Below are 18,069 nucleotides of genomic sequence, written 5' to 3' on the forward strand. Positions count from 1 at the left end.
GCTTCGGCCTGCCAATGTCGGCAAGCTGCGGCTTATTGCCTGTCCTGCAAGGCTTTTTGCCGATTTCAGGCCCAGATAACGCTTAATTGAGCAGCGACCAGCTGCCATCCGGGTTGCGGCATGCCGTGCCGCGTGCGGTGGAAACCGCCGCCGCCGTCGAGTTGACGGTCTGGGTGTATTGCCGGCAATCCTGCGAGCCGACGCGATAGGGCTGCAGCGCAACCACCTGTCCCGTGCGTCCGGACGATCCCGACCATGTCACGGGCTGGCTGGCCTGCGCATATTCCAGCGCCCGATACTCGGCGGCCAAGGCCGACCGGCGATCCGAATCGTTGAGCCCGCTGCCGATCTGGCCGCCGATGAGCCCGCCATTGAGCGACCTGATGATGCTGGCCGAGACATTGCTTTCAGCGGTCTCACCGCCCGGCGTCAGCGCGCCGACCACGCCGCTGCCACCGCCGCCGGTCGTGCTGCAGCCGGCAAGGGCAAGCACAGCAAAAGCCACAGCGATCTTGATTTTAACTGCCGTCATCGGTGTCGAACTCAAGGGTCAGGACCTGTTAAGATGGTCGAAATGGTGTGCGGCCATTTGGCCGGATACAAGAAGCGGAGGCGAAGGAAATGTTGACCATTTTTTAGCCTTCGCGACGCAGTTGCCGGTCAAATGGACCACATCCTCCGGACGCCGAAACGGCTGTGACCTGCGGCGTCGAACCGCTCGGCCGGTGGATAGACATCGACCTTCCCGCTTCTCCGGGCATCTCTTTGCCGTTTCAGGCGCCATTTCGATCATCTTAATAGGTCCTGACCCTGGTCCGTCATGGACATGATAGAGGTTACATCAGCTGTTTGACCAAACATTGGCTGCTTAGAGCCCAAAACCCCACCATTTTCAATGTCCGCCTTTCAGCTGTACCGTGGCTTTCAGCCCTCCCAACCGCGACCGGTCCAGCGTCAGCACGCCGCCATATTCCTTCACCAGGTCGCCGACGATCGCCAGGCCAAGCCCGGTGCCGGGCTTGGTCTCGTCCAGCCGTCTGCCGCGCTGCAGAGCCTCGCGGGCTTTTTCCTCGGGAATGCCCGGCCCATCGTCCTCGATGACGATGGAAAACAGCGATGCGCCTTCCGGATCGTCGTCGATGGCGACCGACACCGCGACCGCGCTCTTCGACCACTTCATGGCGTTTTCGAGGAGGTTGCCGACAATCTCCTCGAGGTCCTCGCGCTCGCCCGCGAAAATCACGTCCGCGACCGGCATTTCGAAAGATAGGTCCTTGTCGGCGCTCAGCTTCCTCAGAACCCGAACCATGCGCTCCATCAGCGGACCGACCGGCGTACGGTACACCACGCTTTCGCGTTGCGCCGCCATGCGCGCCCGCTGGAGATAATGGTCGATCTGCTTTTGCATCGCCGACGCCTGATCGACGATCAGATCGCCCTGCCTGCCGCCCAGCGCCCTGCCCTCATTGAGCAGCACCGCAAGCGGCGTCTTCAGCGAATGCGCCAGATTGCCGACCTGCGTCCGCGACCGTTCGACTATGCGCCGGTTGTTCTCGATCAGCGCATTGGTCTCGTTGGCGAGCGGTTCGATCTCGACCGGAAACTTGCCGTCCAGCCGCTGCGCCGTTCCCTCGCGAACCATGGCCAGCGCGCTGCGCACGCGGTTCAGCGGCCGCAGGCCCAGCAGGATGGCAACGGCGTTGATGGCGATCATGCCCAGCCCGAACAGCGACAGGTAGAAGGCCAGACGGCCTTCGAACACTTCGATTTCCGACTCCAGCTCCGAGCGGTTTCCCATCACCCGAAAGCGGGCGATGTCGTTTTGCGCGCCCAGAACGAATTCGCTTTCCAGCACCTCGATCTCCTCGCCGACGATACCCTCGGTGCGATAGCTGCGCTGGAACTGCCGGTTGAAGGCGACCTCGCCCGCTCCCGGCGACAGGATCGGCTCGGTCATCGAAGACGAGCGCAATTGCCCCGTCAGATCGGGCGATACCGGATCGACCGACCAGTACCAGCCGGAATTCGGCTCCGAGAAGCGTAGGTCGCCGAGATCGGGAGAGCCGATCAGCGCGCCGCCGTCGGAGACGCTCACCGATCCGATCAAATTGAACAGATGCGCCGACAACAGGCTTTCAAAGCCGCGCTCGCTCGCCTGGCGGTAGAGCGTGCTGATGACGGTGAAGATGACGAAAAACGCCACGATCGCCCAGACCGTGGAAAAGGCGATGACCCGAAAGGCCAGCGAGCGCGGACCGAGATTGAAGGAAAAGGACCGCCACACCGCGCCCGACCGGTCAGGCTTGCGGTTCGCGCATGCGATAGCCCATGCCGCGCACCGTTTCGATCATGTCGATGCCCATCTTCTTGCGCAGGCGGCCGACGAAAACCTCGATCGTGTTGGAATCGCGGTCGAAATCCTGATCGTAGAGATGCTCCACCAGTTCCGTGCGGGACACCACCTGATCCATATGGTGCATCAGATAGGCGAGCAGGCGGAATTCGTGCGAGGTCAGCTTCAGCGGCACGCCGTTGACATCGGCCTTCGAAGCCTTGGTGTCGAGCCGCAACGGCCCGCATGACAGCTCCGACGACGCATGCCCGGCAGCGCGCCGGATCAAGGCGCGCAGCCGCGCCATCACCTCCTCGATGTGGAATGGCTTGGCGACATAATCGTCGGCGCCGGCATCGATGCCGGCAACCTTGTCGCTCCACCGGTCGCGTGCCGTCAGCATCAGCACCGGCATCTTGCGGCCGTCCCGCCGCCAGCGCTCGACGACGCTGATGCCATCCATCTGCGGCAGGCCGATATCGAGGATCACGGCATCGTAAGGCTCGGTATCGCCGAGGAAATGCCCTTCCTCGCCGTCGAACGCCTTGTCGACGACGTAGCCCGCATCGACCAGCGCTTCCGAAAGCTGCCGATTGAGTTCCTTGTCGTCCTCGACCACCAGAATTCTCATGCCGTCTTCATCCCGTTCTGCGTGCTGTCCAAACCGTTCTATGCCGTCAGTTCGCGGGAACCACGAACTCGGCGCGGCGCGGCCGCTCGCCGTCCCGGCCAGGCACGAGCACGACGATGACGCAGACGGTCTGCCCGCCCCTGTTCTGGGCGGTGGCCCGGGCGAGCTGGCCGCCATTCTGCGCGGCGACCTGTTGGCCGATGGCGTAGCAGTCGCCGGCAACCTGCACGACGAACTCCTGAGCCTGGGGCTTGGCCGGCATCGGTGCGGCGAAGGACTGGGAAACGGCCAGTCCGCCGACACAGGCAGCGGCAATCGCGCGGGTGAGGAAGGAGCGAAGCGTTTTCATATCCAACGTCTAACCTATCCCCCCTGAACATGAAATGAACGCATCGCGCAGACGTCCTTCATAAGCCCCTCAGAGTCACCCGATCCGGTCGCGCGCGGTGATGCGCCCCCAGATCGCGATGGCCCCTGCAACGGCGACCACCGCCTGCATGGTGGCATCCGTCAGCATCGACTGGTCCGCCCCGTCCACCGCCATTCCAAGCACCCCCATCGCGCCGATGACGAGGCTGACGATCGAGGCCCAGATGGTGCGGGAAACGTACCAGGGTTTCAAGTCGTTCATGGCTTTTCCTTTCGTTCTCAGACAGAAATCCGCAACGTGGCCGGCAAACCCCAGCCCACCGCTGCACTCCATTGCTCGACGGTCACCAGGGCTTCGTCGGCCGCGAAGAAATCCGCACTGACTTCGGCGGCGGCATAGAGCCAGGACGGCTCGGTCACCACCGCCGACCGTTTCAGCGAGCCGTCCACCGTCGCGACGGACACGCGGTACTCCTCGCGCACCTCACCCAGCGAGATCTCGGCGGCAGTCCAGTTGTCGGCATCGACGCGGCTGCGCCTGATCCAGCGGAGTGCGATGCCCCCGCCGGCCTGCGGTGTCGCGGAAAGATGTACTGGCGCCAAAGGCATCGACGCCCGCAGCCCGCCGGTCTGGGCTTGTGTGACGAAGTGGCTGCCGTCGACCGGCATACCCGCCGGACCGATACGCCAGTTCAATTCAAGCCCGACTTCCCCCGCCTGCAATCCGGCCGGCGCGACGGCATCGTCCAGCACCACGACATCCGCGCCAGCCGATGCACCGGCAGCCATGGCGTCCTCGGTTCCGAGCTGACCGCGCAGCAGTCCGGTGAGTCGCCAGATGCCCGGCATCACCTCTTCGGCGTGCTCGAACTGCAGCACTTCCCAGATGCCGTTCACTGCCCTCACTGCCAGGGCGTTCGCGCCATTGAGAAGCTGCGCCCGGCTGACGCTCGAAAGCTCCGCGTCGTACATCTCCACCGTTAGCGCAGCGGATCGATCCGGTCGCCCCGAAAACAGTCCCGGCGCCAGCGCTTCCGTCAGCCGCCCGACGCCGGCCTTGCGCGTCACCTGTCCACGCACGGTGAAACCGCTCGTCTCCGGCGACACCAGAACCGCCTGCGTCCGCCAGGGCCGCTGGTGGATCGCCAAGCGAAACTGGTCGAGCGGCTCGTCCGACCCCGCGCCCAGCGGCAGGTCGAGGAACAGCACATGCGGACGCCCCGCGAGAACGGTCGGCGCTGTCGCTCCGGCTTCACCGGACATCCAGGGCACCGGCGCGGTCCGCACGATCTCGCTCGCCTGGATTCTCCGCGTCAGGCCGTCCTCGATCTGGGTGACGAGAAAATCGCGTCCGTCCAGCCGTCCCGGCAGCCGCACCAGCGCACCGGGCACGAGGTCGTCGCGCGGACCCGCAATCGCGAAATTCAGTTGCTCGCGCCGCGCGCGGTTCCGCTGCAGCCACTCGTCGGCAAGGACCGCTGCCTGTCCAGCCTCCAGTGTTCCAGGAAGGCTGAGGCCTGCCTGCGCGCCGGTCAGCGCGACACGCCGGCTTCGGGCGGACCCCGCCTGATGGTCCTTCATCGGGTCGCGAAAATTCAGGATCGCCTCCACCGGCAGGTCGCTGTCGGCCACGCGGCTCTGCTCCAGTATGGTCGCGTCGCCCTCGGCCACGAGTTCGTCGACCTCGACCGGCTCGCCCGCGCTTGTCGCCTGCCGGAACAGCAACCCCTCCGGCTGTTCCAGAACGGCCAGGTCGAACAGCTCCTGCAGCGGCTCCAGCGTCGCGCGCACCGAGCTCGCATCGCTGACGACATAGCCCTGCACCGTGCCTTCGACGCCGCTCACATCTGCCTTGGGCAAACCGTGATCTGCCAGCACGGCATTGATGACATCGCCCACCGCCACGCCCGATGCCCTGCCATTGAGCCAATGGCCGAGCTGCCAGTTGCCCGCATCCGCCCAGCTGTCCTGCAAAAGTGGAAAAGCTGGAAACGGCCGCGCATCCCAGGCCCAGATGTAGCAGCGCGAGGCCTCGACCATGCGCCCCGCATAGACGTCCGAAGCCGGGTTGGCGGCATCGGAAAATCCGTCCGCCGCAGCATCCCAGCGGCCGAGATGCGCCTGGAGAAACCGTTGTGCCGCCGTATCGCTGCGGCCGCCGCTTGAAAAATACGGAACGGCGTTCTCGACCGACTTCGGGTCGGGGAACACATTGGGCTGGTTCGGGCCTTTGTCGACGGCGGGACAGCCGAGTTCGGTGAACCAGATCGGCTTTCCCCTGGGTTGCCAGGCTGTCGGCAACGCGGCCTCCACGCCGCTATTGCGGTCGTGATGCGGGTTCGACCACCAGTTCACCAGATCCTTGTAGCGATAGACCCACGGCTTGCCATAAGCGCCGTCGCTGATCGCGCTGCGCTCGCGGTCGAGCCTTGCTTCCGCGCTCGCATAATACCAGTCAAAGCCCTCGCCGCCGGCAATTCCCGCCTTAAGCCCCGCCAGATCGTAGGGCGAAGCGAAACCATCGGGGTTGCCGTCGGCATGGTCGGCATCGCGCCAGTCCGACAGCGGCATGTAATTGTCGATGCCCACCGCATCGATTTCGGGATGCGACCATAGGGGATCGAGGTGAAACACCACGTCGCCGCTGCCGTCCTGCGGATGATGGCCGAAATACTCGCTCCAGTCCGCTCCATAGGTCAGCTTGGTCTGCGCGCCCAGAATCCCGCGCACGTCATCCGCCAGCGCGCACAACGCCTCCACGACGGAAACGCGCCGGTCTCGTCGCGCAGCGTCGTCAGTCCGCGCAGTTCGGTGCCGATCAGGAACGCGTCGACCCCGCCCGCCGCCTCAGCAAGATGGGCGTTGTGCAGCACGAAGCGGCGATAGCCCCAGTCGCCCGACCCCGAGCCGCAGAACGCCTCGATCTGCTCGCGCGCCAGCGCTGTCTTGTCGGTACTTCCCGGCTGCAAAGGCGCGGGATCGCAGGTAATGCGCCCGCGCCAGGGATAAGCCGGCTGCGCGCCCCCGCCGTATGGGTCCGGCAAGGTGGTGTCCGCCGGAACATCCATCATGATGAAAGGATAGAAAGTAACCTTCAGACCCCGCGAACGGATTTCGGCGATGGCCTGCTTCACGCTCTGGTCGGACGGCGTGCCGCCATAGGCGGGCCCGCCGTCATGCGTCGAGATCAGATCAGCGGTCGCCCGGCCCAGACCCGCGACATGCCACGCTTCCGACATGCCGCCGCTGCGCGTCGTCACCGCCGGCCGTATCCGGCATTCGCCGGCGCGCAGGTCGTTGCCGAACCACGACACGACCAGAGCGACGTGCTCCAGTTCGGGACACAGCATCTGCAACTCGTCCAGCGACGCGGCGATATCAGAACCCGCATGCAGTACATGCCGGTTGACGGCCTCGCTCTCGCCGGGCCGGATTTCCTTTTCCACCACGCTGGTCGCCAGCCCGTATTCGGTAGCACCCGGGATCAGGCAGACCGCCTTGATCTTGCCCGGCACTGTGCCCAGCGGGCGTAGCACTTCGAATTGCAATTGCGGCAGCCGGTTGCCGAACGGCCCGATATCGAGATTGTCGACCACCACATAGGCCGTGCCGCGATAGGCCGGCGTGTTGCCCGCGCCCTGCTTGGCCTCAATCAGCGGATCGGCAAGCTGGTCTTCCGCTCCATTATAGACCCGCAGCTCGATGGTCGTGAGGTCGAGCTCCTTGCCATCCGCCCAGGCCCGGCGAATGCCAGCCACCTTTCCCTCGCAGAGCGAGAAGGCGGCATTGGCGAAATAGGAATATTCAGTGACTTTCGGCCCGAACTTGCCCTGCCGGCTGGTTTCCGAAACCTCCTGGAACCGTGTCGCCCAGATCAAGGTGCCGCCCAGCCGCGCCGTACCATAGATGCGCGGCAGCGAAACGCCTTCCTCGGCGGTGAACGGTCGCGCTCCGGTCAGGCGCGGACCTTCGATGCGCTGCGTGCCGGCGATCAGCGCGCGGTCGAGCATATAGCCGGCCACCGCGCCGGCGGCGGTGCCGATGGTCGCGCCGATGGGGCCGAGCAGGCCACCGATATAGGCACCGGCCGCCTGCAGCAGGATTGTCGCCATGGTCAGTCTCCGCCAGGAAGCGAGGGAAAGGAAAGGACGGCTGCGATGCGCCTGCGCCAGCTGGGCACCAGTGGCGACGCCACGACGCCGACGCGCTCATAGGCATGGATGAAGCGGCTCTGTCCGGTGAAAATGCCCGCATGCCGCGCCGGCAGATGCGGCCGCCAGCGAAACAGCAGCAGGTCGCCCGGTGCCATCTCCGCCACCGGCCTTTCGATGAAATGCCGCCTGCAGGCGTCCAGCAGGCTGTCGCCGCGTTCGCCGTCAGCCCAATCCGCCGCGTAGTTCCGTGGCGCTTCCGGCACCGAGCCATAAAGTCCGCGCCAAACCCCCAGCAGCAGGCCGATGCAGTCGCAGCCGACGCCTCGCATCCGCCCCTGGTGACGGTAGGGCGTTCCGATCCAGCGCTCCGCCTCGGCGATCACCGCGCGTGCCGTGACGCTATCGCTCATGGCACCACCGGCCCGCCGTCGAACAGGCCATTGTCGGAGACATAGCCATAGGCTGCATCGTTGCCGGGCAGATGCGGAAAGCCCCTGAAGTTCAAGGCATTGGCAAACTTCGCCTTGCATGTGGCGAAGCTCTTGTCGCAGCCGGCCTCCAGCGTGAACGCATCTCCTGCCTCCGCCCCACGCAGCGCTTCGGGCGGCAGAACCAGCACGACGCCTTCGGTGCCTGTACGATGATGCACGATCCGAAACATCCGCCCCGTCTTCGCACCGGAAGTCCATGTCAGCCTTCCATGGCTGAACCAGCCCGGCTCGAACGTCTCGATGCCTTCGACCACAAGCGTGTCGACGCCCTGCACGGCCACCACCGTGCCCGCGCCCGAAAATCCGTCCCGCGCCAGAAGGAAGCCGCAACGCGCATCGCCCAGTTCCGCATCGCAGCGGCGGCTGATGATGCGCCCCTGCGGCTGGTCCAGCGTGTGCGAAGCGCTCTGCAACTCGGCCACGAAGCTGGTGTCGCTGCGCACGATCTTGCCGATCGCAGCCTTTCGGATCACGGCATGAACGCCCGGCTCGCGCCAGTCGACCAGCAGCGTCTCGACCACAGCACCGTCGTAAAGGCCGGCGGAAACGTCCTCGTCGCGAATGCGCTCCGACGACAGTGCGCCCTCGATGTCCTGCGTGTCGACCGCCATGCCGAGCGTGTCGCGTGCCTCGCTCGCGGTGAACCCGCTGGCCGGCTCATAGGCGAGACCGCCGATCTCCAGCGTCCGGTCATGGTCGGTGAAGCCGATTGCCAAGCCGTCGCTGCGCGTCAGTCTCCAGCAATGACACAACGTCGTCACCGCGCCGGCCAGATGTGCCGACAGCGCCTCCGGGTAGCGGCTCACAGCAGCACCTCCACCAGCGGGATCGATGGGATTTGGCCGGCGCGAAACGCCGTCAGGCTGAGCGTCAGTCTCTCGATGTCGAACCGCACCGGCACATGAAACTCGTAGCCCGCCGTCACCGCAGCGCCCGCGCCCGGCACATGGCCTGCGGCAAAGACGATCTCGCCGCTCGCCCCGTCGAAGCTGAAAGCAAAAGCCGGCCGCTCGATGCCGCCCACCGCCACCTTCAGCGTCGGCAGCACCGGCTTTGCGATGGTTCGGCTGTAGGCGTCGTCGCCTGCGCCATAGGTCTTGACCAGCTTGAAGCGCACCCGCGCGCCATCGCCGGTGCCCAGCGCCTGATCGGTGGCGGCAGGGGCCTGCTCCGGCGGGCACGACTTCATGTCGAACGGATCTCGAAACCGGAACGCGTGCAACGAACCCCGCCGCGCCTCGAAAAACGCCAGCACATCGTGCAGATCTTCCAGCGACCGCACCCCGGTTCCGGCGTCGTAGAACCGCCGGGAATCGGCGAAGCGCGCATTCCGCTTCTCGCGGCCGGAGGTCAGCGTGACGATCTCGTTGCGGCGCTCAGGCCCTCCGGTCGCGCCGAAGGAGATGCCGAGCGGAAAGGCAACATCGTGGAATTCGGAAAACGCGCTCATTCAAAGGCTCCGCGATCCGCGCGACACCGCTCGCGCCAGCATGCCGGTGATCTGCGCCTCCGATTTGCGGAAGGACGACGCATCCTGGGCGGTGACGTTGAAGACGATGCTCATCGGCCGTGCCGGTGCTGACGTCGCGACGCCCAGACTGCCGTCCGAACCGCGCTGCAACGGCAGGATCGCTTCCGATCCCGCTTCGCCCATCAGGCCCATGCCGCCTTGCATCGGGAAATAGGTCGGCGCCGAAACCACCCCGCCCTTGGCGAACGGCATCACCGCGCCGACGACGCTCGACAGCAGCGAACCCACCAGCGACTGCAGCGGCTTCAACCCTTGCTCCAGCGCCATGCCGGCAAGGTTCAGGCCGAGCCGCCGCAACACATCGTCGAGCTCGCGCCCGCTGATAGCCGCACTTTTCAGCGCACCGGTCAGCTGCGCGCCGAAACTGCTCGACAGCTTTTCCAAGTTCTGCAGCGCCGCCTGGAACGGCGCCGTATCGGCCTGGATCGAAACGGTCACGTCTTCAGCCATGCTGGTCTCCTTGTCTGTCGGGATAGCTGCGCATCAGCGCATCGAGCGCCTGCCGGCTCGGGCCTTGCGCCCGCGCCGGCATCAAAATGCTCGCCGCGCGTTCGAATTCGCGCGGCGTCATGCTCCAGAACGCGCTTGGGGAAAGCCGCAGCAGCCCGAGCCCAACCGCCATGACCCGCTCCCACGGAAAGGCAGCCGGCGCGGGTGCTGCGGCATTCAAGGGTTTTGTGGGGCAGCCCCGCCAAAGGTCGCGGTCAAAAGCTCTGCGGCGATTTCGGCAAAGCCGGCCGCCCCGCGCTCGGCTCGCATGGCAGCGACCTCCCGGTCGGAGACATCGGCGCCGGCGCCGCGCAGGCCCGCGCCGATCAGCCGGATCAGGTCGGTCGCCGACAGTTTTCCGCTCGAAAATCGTTGCACCAGCGCGCTCAGATCGTCGGCGGCATAGACTGTTTCCAGCTCCGCCAGCGCGCCCAGCGTCAGGCACAGCCTGCGCGTCTGCCCGTCGAGTTCGGCTGCGATCTCGCCGCGCCTGCGGTTCGCGCTCATGGCGCCACCGTGAAGCTGACGACGCCCGCCGACTCCAGCGCGATCTCGAAGGTCAGTTCGCCGTCATGCGCGCCGGTATATTCCAGCGCCGTGATCTGGAAAGGCCCCTCGACCGCGCCGAAGCCCGGCACCACCACCTGCCACGGCACGAGCTCTCCGGCGAAGAACCGTGTCCGGATCAGCCCGTCGGACTGCGCGTCCTTGAAAATGCCCGCCCCGCTCAGGCTTGCCCGCTGCACGCCGCTGCCCGCCAGCAGTTCGCGCCACCGGCCCGCCGAATCCGCGTCGGTCACGTCCACCGTCTGGCTGTTGAAGGCCAGCCGTTTGGTCCGCAGCCCCGCCACGGTCAAAAACGCCGCCTCATGCTGGATCTTCAAGAGAAGATCCTTGCCCTTCTGTGCGACCATTGCCGCCTCCTTGGTCTGTTGGGTTTATTCCACAGGCTCGGTCACGGCGCGGAACCGGACGACGCCGCGCGTCGCCAGGAACCGGTCGTCATAGGCCGTCTCGCTGCCGAGAAAACTCAGGCTCACCAGATGGTGGCCGTCGAGCGGCAGCGCTGCGTCGTCCAGGCATGCCGCGACCGCATCGGCAATCGCCAGCGCCTGCTTCTTGCCCTTGCCGCGCGACCAGCAATGCAGCGTCAGAAAATGCTCGCTGCCCCGCTCCGTCGCCGTGCTCCAATCCGTCGTCGAGATGCGCCCGAAGGTGACGTATGGAAACGCCGCATTGTCGGGCGCAGCGTCATAGATGCGCGCGCCGCCCAGCAACCCACCCAGCGTGGCATCGCCGCTCAGCACTGAGAACACGGCCTTTTGCAGTTCACTCGTCCCCGAAATCATCGAAGCTCTCCGGCAGATTGCGTTGCGTTGGGCTGCGCTCCCAGATGCTCGAGCCGTCCGCCCAGAATTTCGGGCGCGGACGCCGGCGCTGCGTCTGGACATCGTCGGCCAGCGCATGCGCCTTGCCGCGCAGAGCGCTCAACAGCCCGTCCAGGGTCAGTCGCATCGTCGGCTTCACAGACCCTGCTCCTTGACGCGGCACACCAGATAGCGGCCCGTCTCGTCCGGATCGTGCACGGTGAGGATGGGAAACAGCCGCTGCCCTTTGCGGAACCGCATGCCGCTCGCCACGCCCTCGCGATGGCGGATGGTGATGCGGTGGGTATAGGTCTCCAGCGTCTGGTCGGCGCCGAAGCGGCTTTCGGCCGCCACCGGCTCGATATGGCCGTAGGTCACCGCGGTCTCCTCCCAGCTCTCGGTCCGCCCGCCCATGCCGTCGGCAGCGCTGTGCGCCGCCTCGATCGTCAGCCATGCCTTAAAATTGCCGGGCTCGATGAACATCGCCTGCATTACAGCCTCCGCGTGCGATAGTGGGAAATCAGCCGGTCGTAGCCGCCGGGATAGGACACCGGCTGGTCGCCGGGACCATAGGCGCCGCGAAATTCGTACCAATGGCCGGCCAGCAGCTTGATCGCCAGCCGCAACGGATCGGGCACATCGGTGCCCGCCTCGCCGAAACCGGCGGTGAAATCGACCTCGATGCCGTTCATCGCCTTCAGCCGCTCCGGCTTGGGGTCGAAGTAGAGCCGCGCCGGGCGCGACACGAGGTCGGCCTGGTAGCTCCCGGCGTCGACCAACGAGGCCTCGCCCTCCGAGCCGTAGACGGTGATCGACAAGATCTCCCGCACCGGATGCAGCGGTATCGAAAGGCAACCCTCGCGGGACACCCCATCCGCCACCAGCCGCCAGCCCTGGTCGATCAGCGCCAGGCCGGTCGCGCGCTCGACATCCTGCCGCGCGGCGCGGATCAGCCCTTCCAGCAGCGCGTCCTCGCTGGAATGCTGCACCCGCAGATGCGCCTTCATCTCGGCCAGCGTCACCGGCTCCGCCGAGGGTTCGACGGTTCTCACAAGCGTCATGGTTGTTTGCTCCCGGCTTGAAAAGAAAGGCCCCGGACTGTTCATCCGGGGCCGTTACGGATCGCGGAACTGCTTCAGAACTCGCTTCCGTGAGTCAGATGGCGCGGTTTTCGAGAACCGGAGCGGAGCGTACGTTCAGGTACGTGAGCACCGGAAGCGCAGAAAGCCGCATCAGATGGCCTCCGGAGTAGAGTTCTCAAGCCGTTCCGAATTTCAGCAGCTTGATCGCGTCAAAGTCCTGCACCCCGCCGCCGACGCGCTTGGTGGTGTAGAACAGCACATAGGGCTTGGCCGAATACGGGTCGCGCAAGACGCGCACGCCCGTGCGGTCGACCACCAGATAGCCGCGCGAGAAGTCGCCGAAGGCGATGGGCGTGGCGTCGGTCGCCGCGTTCGGCATGTCCTCCGCCTCGACCAGCGGGAAGCCCATCAGCATCGCCTTCTGGCCCACCGTGGCCGGCGGCTGCCAGAGATAGTTGCCGTCGGCATCCTTGAGCTTGCGGATCGCCCCTTGCGTTTTTCGGTTCATCACCCAGTTGGCATTCTGGCGATAACCCGCCTTCAGCGCATAGACGGTGTCGATCAGCACGTCCGAAGGGTTGGACGCCGGCAGCTGCCCGGCAACGCCCGTTGCGATATAGCCGATCTGCCCCCACACCCAGCTTGCCTCCGCCACCTTGGTGTAGTCGAGGAAGCCGCGCGGCTTGTTGACGCCGTTGCCGCTGACGAAGGCCGCGCCCTCCTGCTCGGCAAAGGCGGCTTCCACCTCGGCCGATATCCACTGGTCGAGGTCGACGATGCTGTCTTCCAGAAGCGAGGCGGTCGCCGCCGGCATGGCGTAGAGCTCCATGGTCGGGAACTGCAGCTCGGCCAGCGTCGGCGTGGCGGTCTGCGGCCGGGCCGCCGTTTCGGCCACCCAGCCGACGGCCGGTCCGCCCAGCGCGAACGGCTTCTTCAGCACCGCGGCGGACACCTTGCGCACCGAGGCGATGGAGCGGATCGGCGACAGGGTCGAAAGCCGCTTGCCGATCTCGGCCTCGGTCTCGTCCGGCACCAGATAGCCGCCATCCTGGCCGGAGCCATAGGACATCGCCTTGCTGTCGAGTGCGCGCAGCGCCCGGTCGTCGCCGCTGCGCATATAGGCGTCGAAGGCCTGCTTGCGCTCGGGCGTCGAGCGGCGCTCGCCATCGCCAAGCCCCGGCCGCAGCCGGTTCAGCGACATGCCGTCGATAGCCCGTTTCTGCTCGTCGAGCGCCTGCGAAATGCGCTCCACCTTCTGCACCGTCACGGTGTCGGCGCCCAGCCGCCCCTCCATCTGCTGAAGCTTCTGGTCGTTGGCCTCCTTGAAGGCCTCGAAGGTGGTCATGAACTCGCCGAAGGCGTCCTTCAGGTCGAGATAGTCGCCCGCGCCGGATTTGGTTTCCGGGGCGCGGCTGTCAGCGATGTCTGTCATGGATCGTATCCTTGTCCTTCATGGTTCGTGTCGCCCGGCGGATGCGTTCCGCCAGATCGTGTTCGGTCCCGCGCGCCGCGTCCCGCTTGCGCACCAGTTGTGCGAAACCCTCCGCCACCACGGCGCGGGCATCGCTTCTCGTCAGCCCCGCATCCCGCGTGAGCCAGCGTTCGAATTCGCGGACGCTCGGCAGCGTCCCCTTGACGGCTGCGACGCGGGCGTCGGGCAGCATCGGAAAGGTCACCACCGAAATTTCCCAGAGATCGGCCTCCAGGATGCGGCGCACGCCGCTGCCTGCATCCTTGCGCGCCTTGACGGTGCGAAAACCGATGGACAGTCCGTCCAGCGCGCCGCCGCGCATCAGGCTCAGCACCTCGCGCGCCCGCGTCACGCCGGCGGCCAGCCTGCCGCGCACGAACAGGCCGCGCTCATCCTCGCGCAGCTCGGTCCATGTGCCGATCGGCTCGCCGGGATCGTGCTGGAACAGCATGCGGATGCCGCCCGCCCCTCGCGTCCGCAACGATTTGGCGAAGGCGCCGCGCTCGACGATGTCGTTGCCGAGATCGACCTTGTCGAACAGGCTGGCATAGCCGTGGAAGCTGCCGTCCTGCTCCACCGCATCGAGCGCCACGTCGAGAAACTTGGATTCGCCGGGCATCGTCATGGCCTCACGCGCCTTCGGGATGAACGTCATGTCGCTTGTCTCCGTGGGTTCTGCGTTCCAGCCGCTTGAGGATGAAGCCAATGGCCCACCAGCCAAACAGGCTGGCGATGGCGGAGCCGATCAGCACGCGTTCGGCCGGACCGACGCTGCCGGCGATGCCGAGTTCGGTCACCACCTTCACGCCCACCGTCGAGCCGAACACCACGCCGCAGATCACGCCGACGGCGAAGCGGATCGCCGCGTCGCGCCGTCCCTGCGGCAGCACATAGGCCAGCGAAACAGCCGATCCGGCCACCGCGCCTCCCGCCTTGGCCAGCCACAGCCAATGCTCGTCCGTCCAGTCCGTCATGATCTGTCTCCTCGTCCGCCGAGCGGCTGGTATCCCACCGCCTCGCGTTTCTCGTCCTCGGTCAGGAAATCCGCGGCCCCCAGCCGCTTCCACAGCGCCTCGCGCTCCACCGCCAGACCCTCGATCCGGTCGGCGTCGAACCACAGCCGCAGCCCCGGCTGGAACACCGGCCCAAGCCAGGCGGAAAACTCCTTCGCCGTCCGCGCCACCAGAGGCAGCACGGTCAGGCGGTAGAAGGCGCGGTTGGCCTCCTGGTAGTTCGAATAGGTGCTGTCGCCGGGGATGCCGAGCAGCATGGGCGGCACGCCCAGAGCGAGCGCGATGTCGCGGCTCGCCGAATGCTTCGCCTCGATGAAATCCATGTCCTTGGGCGACAGGCTCATCGCCTTCCAGTCCAGCCCGCCTTCCAAAAGAAGCGGTCGTCCCGCACCATGCGCGCCGGTATAGCCTTGCTCCAGTTCCGTCTTCAGCCGGTCGTACTGGTCCTCGCTGAGATTGCCGCCTTCCTTCGGCGCATAGACCAGCGCGCCCGAGGGCCTGGCCGAATTGTCGAGCAGCGCCTTGTTCCAGCGCCCTGCGGCGTTGTGCGTGTCGAGCGCCACGAGTGCCGCCTCCACCGGCGCAAAGCCGTAATGGTCGTCGAGCGGATGGAACAGGCTCAGATGCGCCGCCCCACCCGGCGCCAGCGGCACGCGCCGCTTGTCGCCCCCTTGGCCGGTCCCCTGCCGATACTCCAGCGCGGTCGGCCAGCCATTGTCGTCGGCCACCACCGAGACCCGGTCGGGCCGCAGCAGATGCAATTCGCGCGCGGCTCCCGCATCGATCGTCTCCGGATAGGCGTTTCCGGACAAGAGCAGATGCCCGTACAGCGTCTCCATGAAGCCGGCGCCCGCCTGCCGCGCATTCGGCCGGTCGAGCAGGTCGAGCAGCGGATGCTCGGTCAGTTCGGTGGTGCCTTCATAAAGCAGCCAGGGAATCGCAGCGGCGGTCTCGGCCACCAGCCGCACCGCCCGATGCACGATCGGGTTGCGCATGAAGCCCTCGCGCGACAGCGCGGCATAGTCGCGGCGCGTCCAGTTGGCTTCGCCCTGCGCATGCAGCGCGATGAAGCCGGTCTGTCCCGCGTGTTTGTGTTCGGCGTGTTTGCGTTCGACGCGCGCGGCGGCGATCCCCGCTTTGCGAGGCCAAGGCCATGTCCAAGCCATGTCGGCTCCTCTGTTGAAATTTTGTTCGCGGGCGGCTCAGAGCCTGCGCGAAAACCCGTCGAAGCGTGGCGAAAATGGTGCTTTCGGGGTCGCTCCTGCGACGCGCGCAGCGTACTTTTTGGGTACGTGAGCACCGGAAGCGCAAAAAGTGCCAGTTGCAGACCGCTTTCACGGGTTTTCTCAGGAAAAGTCGCGGATGCGCGGTTGCGCCTGCCACTCCGGCATCAGTTCGCCCACCGCCCAGACCAGCGCGTCCAGCCTGTCGGGCGAGCGACCGTTGGACAGACCGCTCGGCCCGAAGTCGCACATCTCGTCCTCGAGTTCGGGAAAGTGCCTGGGATGCAGCACCTTGCCCTGCTGGTACAGTGCGGCGATCGGCTCGGCGCGCAACCATTTCGCCCGCTTTGCCCGCACCGTGTTGACCGGCACGTCGGCATCCACGGTGCGGATCACCGCCGTCACCATGTCGCCGCCCTGGTTGATCTCGGCGACCAGGCAATCCGCCTTCAGCCGATGAAACAGCGACACCGCCTTCATCGCCCATTGCTGCGGCCCCGCCGCACGCACCGTGGCGTCTTCCAGAACGACCGCGCGTCCGTCCGCCGCCAGCCCCGCCGCCACGATGCCGCAAGCATCCGAAGCCGCCGTCGAACTTGCCGGCGGATCGATGGCCACGACGATGCGTCTGATCTCCGGCATCTCCTTGCAGATCGACTGTTCCAGAAGCCCGCGCGACCACAGCGCGTCGCGGCGATCCTCGATCAACTCACCGTCCAGTTCCTGCCGTTCCAGGACGCTGCCGGAATAACGTCGCCGCAGCGTCTCGGTAAACCCGTCCGCCAGGTTGCGGACATTGTGCTCGGTGCGCAGCCGCGTCACCCCCACTGAGGCATCGGCGATCAGCCGCTTCATCAGCGGCACCGGCCTCGGCGTCGTCGTCAGCAACTGGCGTGGTTGCTGCCCCAGCCGCAGGCCGAACTGCAGCATGTCGAAGCAGTCCTCGGCATTCTTCCATTTGGCTATCTCGTCGCCCCACGCCGCCTCGAATTGCGGGCCGCGCAGGCTTTCGGGGTCTTCGGAGGAAAACATGTGCGCCACGGCCCCGCTCGACCAGAGGATGCGGCGGCGCGTCACCTCGAAACGCGGCCGCTCATACCGAGACGTGGTCAGAATGCCCGACGGCCCCTCGATCATCACGTCGCGCACATCGGCCAGCGTCTCGCCAACCAAAGCGATGCGAAGATGCTTGTGCTGCGCGAAGGGCGGGAATGCGCGGACCAGACCGTTGATCCACTCCGCGCCCAGCCGGGTCTTGCCCGATCCGCGCCCGCCCATCACCAGCCATGTCTGCGGCGTCTCGAACGGATATTGCCCGGGATTGGAATGTGCATACCATTCATCCGCGATCAGCGGCGTCTTGAACCCCAGCTCCCTCGCGGACCAGCCTTTCTGCATATTCGCGAGCGAGTTCGACAATGCGTCGGTCCACCTTATCGAGCAGTTCTCCAATGTCGGCGTCCCTTTTTGCATGGATGTCTTTCAGCGCGTCGTCGCTGCGCAGCACGTCGCCGACCTTCTCGATGGCGCGGACGAGGCTCATCAGCGCGTCGATGCGGGTCTTGTTGAAGCCGGTCTTTGGATGCGCCTGGATCGCTTCCAGCTCTTGCACGCAGCGTTGGGCCAGCATCCGCACCTTTGCCAGAGCGTCTTCGACGACTGTCGGCGGCTGCCAGCCCTCGCGCTTGGCGCGCTGGGCGATGCCGCGTTCGGTCATGCCGCTGATGGCGACCAGCATCCCGACATCGGCCGGCGAGCCTTCATAAAGCGCGCGCAAGGCGCGCCACTTCGCAGTGGTGCTGACAAGCAAGACCCGGTCTCCTTGGGAATATAAGGTTCGAACCACCCCCTCACCGGCCCTTCGGGCCACCTCTCCCCTGCCCGGGCGAGAGGAACCGCTGTCTTCGAAGGACGCA

22 protein-coding genes and 1 pseudogene are annotated in these 18,069 nt (G+C 66.1%); all 23 read right to left on the minus strand.

The window, feature by feature from the left end; all coding sequences use genetic code 11:
* Positions 1-82: 82 nt before the first annotated feature.
* On the minus strand, positions 83-532 hold the full coding sequence (locus ICI42_RS14610; protein ID WP_188165317.1) for a hypothetical protein: 450 nt from the start codon (positions 530-532) through the stop codon (positions 83-85).
* Positions 533-892: 360 nt separating this feature from the next.
* A complete protein-coding gene (locus ICI42_RS14615; protein WP_188165318.1) occupies positions 893-2,284 on the minus strand; it encodes an ATP-binding protein in 1,392 nt (463 codons plus the stop codon).
* A gap of 13 nt (positions 2,285-2,297) precedes the next feature.
* Complete coding sequence (locus ICI42_RS14620; RefSeq protein ID WP_188165319.1) at positions 2,298-2,963, minus strand: response regulator transcription factor; 666 nt, start codon at positions 2,961-2,963, stop codon at positions 2,298-2,300.
* A 46-nt stretch (positions 2,964-3,009) separates the two neighbouring features.
* Entirely contained in the window at positions 3,010-3,312 is a 303-nt protein-coding gene (locus ICI42_RS14625) for a hypothetical protein (RefSeq protein WP_188165320.1), read from the minus strand.
* A gap of 75 nt (positions 3,313-3,387) precedes the next feature.
* A complete protein-coding gene (locus ICI42_RS14630; protein WP_188165321.1) occupies positions 3,388-3,594 on the minus strand; it encodes a hypothetical protein in 207 nt (68 codons plus the stop codon).
* 17 nt (positions 3,595-3,611) lie between these two features.
* Positions 3,612-7,444, minus strand: a pseudogene (locus ICI42_RS24330) (baseplate multidomain protein megatron).
* A 2-nt stretch (positions 7,445-7,446) separates the two neighbouring features.
* Positions 7,447-7,896: an NlpC/P60 family protein gene (locus ICI42_RS14640; RefSeq protein WP_188165322.1), complete on the minus strand. Its 450-nt coding sequence runs from the start codon at positions 7,894-7,896 to the stop codon at positions 7,447-7,449.
* Positions 7,893-8,783, minus strand: coding sequence for a DUF2163 domain-containing protein (locus ICI42_RS14645; RefSeq protein WP_188165323.1), 891 nt, complete (start codon positions 8,781-8,783; stop codon positions 7,893-7,895). Before ICI42_RS14645 ends, ICI42_RS14640 begins: the two co-directional genes overlap by 4 nt.
* Positions 8,780-9,427, minus strand: coding sequence for a DUF2460 domain-containing protein (locus ICI42_RS14650; RefSeq protein ID WP_188165324.1), 648 nt, complete (start codon positions 9,425-9,427; stop codon positions 8,780-8,782). The genes ICI42_RS14645 and ICI42_RS14650 overlap by 4 nt, the downstream gene beginning before the upstream one ends.
* Positions 9,428-9,958 (minus strand): phage tail tape measure protein, encoded by a 531-nt coding sequence (locus ICI42_RS14655; RefSeq protein WP_188165325.1) that lies wholly within the window; start codon positions 9,956-9,958, stop codon positions 9,428-9,430. It lies immediately after the preceding gene.
* Positions 9,951-10,130, minus strand: a complete 180-nt coding sequence (locus tag ICI42_RS14660; RefSeq protein ID WP_407945165.1) for a phage tail assembly chaperone — start codon at positions 10,128-10,130, stop codon at positions 9,951-9,953. The genes ICI42_RS14655 and ICI42_RS14660 overlap by 8 nt, the downstream gene beginning before the upstream one ends.
* Before the next feature lie 44 nt (positions 10,131-10,174).
* A complete protein-coding gene (locus tag ICI42_RS14665; protein ID WP_188165327.1) occupies positions 10,175-10,504 on the minus strand; it encodes a gene transfer agent family protein in 330 nt (109 codons plus the stop codon).
* Complete coding sequence (locus tag ICI42_RS14670) at positions 10,501-10,911, minus strand: phage major tail protein, TP901-1 family (RefSeq protein WP_188165328.1); 411 nt, start codon at positions 10,909-10,911, stop codon at positions 10,501-10,503. The genes ICI42_RS14665 and ICI42_RS14670 overlap by 4 nt, the downstream gene beginning before the upstream one ends.
* Positions 10,912-10,935: 24 nt before the next feature.
* The gene (locus ICI42_RS14675) at positions 10,936-11,346 is read right to left on the minus strand and encodes a DUF3168 domain-containing protein (protein ID WP_188165329.1); all 411 of its coding nucleotides are present in this window, start codon (positions 11,344-11,346) and stop codon (positions 10,936-10,938) included.
* Positions 11,327-11,512 carry a hypothetical protein gene (locus ICI42_RS14680; protein WP_188165330.1) on the minus strand — a complete coding sequence of 62 codons (186 nt, stop codon included), beginning with the start codon at positions 11,510-11,512 and terminating at the stop codon, positions 11,327-11,329. Before ICI42_RS14680 ends, ICI42_RS14675 begins: the two co-directional genes overlap by 20 nt.
* 8 nt (positions 11,513-11,520) lie before the next feature.
* The gene (locus tag ICI42_RS14685) at positions 11,521-11,856 is read right to left on the minus strand and encodes a phage head closure protein (protein ID WP_188165331.1); all 336 of its coding nucleotides are present in this window, start codon (positions 11,854-11,856) and stop codon (positions 11,521-11,523) included.
* A complete protein-coding gene (locus ICI42_RS14690) occupies positions 11,856-12,425 on the minus strand; it encodes a head-tail connector protein (protein ID WP_188165332.1) in 570 nt (189 codons plus the stop codon). The genes ICI42_RS14685 and ICI42_RS14690 overlap by 1 nt, the downstream gene beginning before the upstream one ends.
* A gap of 196 nt (positions 12,426-12,621) precedes the next feature.
* Positions 12,622-13,878: a phage major capsid protein gene (locus ICI42_RS14695; RefSeq protein ID WP_188165333.1), complete on the minus strand. Its 1,257-nt coding sequence runs from the start codon at positions 13,876-13,878 to the stop codon at positions 12,622-12,624.
* On the minus strand, positions 13,862-14,542 hold the full coding sequence (locus ICI42_RS14700; RefSeq protein ID WP_188165552.1) for an HK97 family phage prohead protease: 681 nt from the start codon (positions 14,540-14,542) through the stop codon (positions 13,862-13,864). Before ICI42_RS14700 ends, ICI42_RS14695 begins: the two co-directional genes overlap by 17 nt.
* Before the next feature lie 4 nt (positions 14,543-14,546).
* Complete coding sequence (locus ICI42_RS14705; RefSeq protein ID WP_188165334.1) at positions 14,547-14,891, minus strand: DUF6107 family protein; 345 nt, start codon at positions 14,889-14,891, stop codon at positions 14,547-14,549.
* Complete coding sequence (locus tag ICI42_RS14710; protein ID WP_188165335.1) at positions 14,888-16,096, minus strand: phage portal protein; 1,209 nt, start codon at positions 16,094-16,096, stop codon at positions 14,888-14,890. The genes ICI42_RS14705 and ICI42_RS14710 overlap by 4 nt, the downstream gene beginning before the upstream one ends.
* A gap of 180 nt (positions 16,097-16,276) precedes the next feature.
* Positions 16,277-17,551, minus strand: a complete 1,275-nt coding sequence (locus ICI42_RS14715; RefSeq protein ID WP_188165336.1) for a DNA-packaging protein — start codon at positions 17,549-17,551, stop codon at positions 16,277-16,279.
* Positions 17,493-17,963 carry a hypothetical protein gene (locus ICI42_RS14720; RefSeq protein WP_188165337.1) on the minus strand — a complete coding sequence of 157 codons (471 nt, stop codon included), beginning with the start codon at positions 17,961-17,963 and terminating at the stop codon, positions 17,493-17,495. The genes ICI42_RS14715 and ICI42_RS14720 overlap by 59 nt, the downstream gene beginning before the upstream one ends.
* Positions 17,964-18,069: the final 106 nt, after the last annotated feature.

The organism is Oryzicola mucosus (assembly GCF_014534685.1).
Classification (GTDB): domain Bacteria; phylum Pseudomonadota; class Alphaproteobacteria; order Rhizobiales; family Rhizobiaceae; genus Oryzicola; species Oryzicola mucosus.

Coding starts and splice junctions, on each gene's coding strand:
- ICI42_RS14610 (WP_188165317.1), bottom strand. CDS start 532: ATGACGGCAGTTAAAATCAAGATCGCTGTGGCTTTTGCTGTGCTTGCC.
- ICI42_RS14620 (WP_188165319.1), bottom strand. CDS start 2,963: ATGAGAATTCTGGTGGTCGAGGACGACAAGGAACTCAATCGGCAGCTT.
- ICI42_RS14625 (WP_188165320.1), bottom strand. CDS start 3,312: ATGAAAACGCTTCGCTCCTTCCTCACCCGCGCGATTGCCGCTGCCTGT.
- ICI42_RS14630 (WP_188165321.1), bottom strand. CDS start 3,594: ATGAACGACTTGAAACCCTGGTACGTTTCCCGCACCATCTGGGCCTCG.
- ICI42_RS14640 (WP_188165322.1), bottom strand. CDS start 7,896: ATGAGCGATAGCGTCACGGCACGCGCGGTGATCGCCGAGGCGGAGCGC.
- ICI42_RS14650 (WP_188165324.1), bottom strand. CDS start 9,427: ATGAGCGCGTTTTCCGAATTCCACGATGTTGCCTTTCCGCTCGGCATC.
- ICI42_RS14655 (WP_188165325.1), bottom strand. CDS start 9,958: ATGGCTGAAGACGTGACCGTTTCGATCCAGGCCGATACGGCGCCGTTC.
- ICI42_RS14660 (WP_407945165.1), bottom strand. CDS start 10,130: ATGGCGGTTGGGCTCGGGCTGCTGCGGCTTTCCCCAAGCGCGTTCTGG.
- ICI42_RS14665 (WP_188165327.1), bottom strand. CDS start 10,504: ATGAGCGCGAACCGCAGGCGCGGCGAGATCGCAGCCGAACTCGACGGG.
- ICI42_RS14670 (WP_188165328.1), bottom strand. CDS start 10,911: ATGGTCGCACAGAAGGGCAAGGATCTTCTCTTGAAGATCCAGCATGAG.
- ICI42_RS14675 (WP_188165329.1), bottom strand. CDS start 11,346: ATGATTTCGGGGACGAGTGAACTGCAAAAGGCCGTGTTCTCAGTGCTG.
- ICI42_RS14680 (WP_188165330.1), bottom strand. CDS start 11,512: ATGCGACTGACCCTGGACGGGCTGTTGAGCGCTCTGCGCGGCAAGGCG.
- ICI42_RS14685 (WP_188165331.1), bottom strand. CDS start 11,856: ATGCAGGCGATGTTCATCGAGCCCGGCAATTTTAAGGCATGGCTGACG.
- ICI42_RS14690 (WP_188165332.1), bottom strand. CDS start 12,425: ATGACGCTTGTGAGAACCGTCGAACCCTCGGCGGAGCCGGTGACGCTG.
- ICI42_RS14695 (WP_188165333.1), bottom strand. CDS start 13,878: ATGACAGACATCGCTGACAGCCGCGCCCCGGAAACCAAATCCGGCGCG.
- ICI42_RS14700 (WP_188165552.1), bottom strand. CDS start 14,542: ATGACGATGCCCGGCGAATCCAAGTTTCTCGACGTGGCGCTCGATGCG.
- ICI42_RS14705 (WP_188165334.1), bottom strand. CDS start 14,891: ATGACGGACTGGACGGACGAGCATTGGCTGTGGCTGGCCAAGGCGGGA.
- ICI42_RS14710 (WP_188165335.1), bottom strand. CDS start 16,096: ATGGCTTGGACATGGCCTTGGCCTCGCAAAGCGGGGATCGCCGCCGCG.
- ICI42_RS14715 (WP_188165336.1), bottom strand. CDS start 17,551: ATGCAGAAAGGCTGGTCCGCGAGGGAGCTGGGGTTCAAGACGCCGCTG.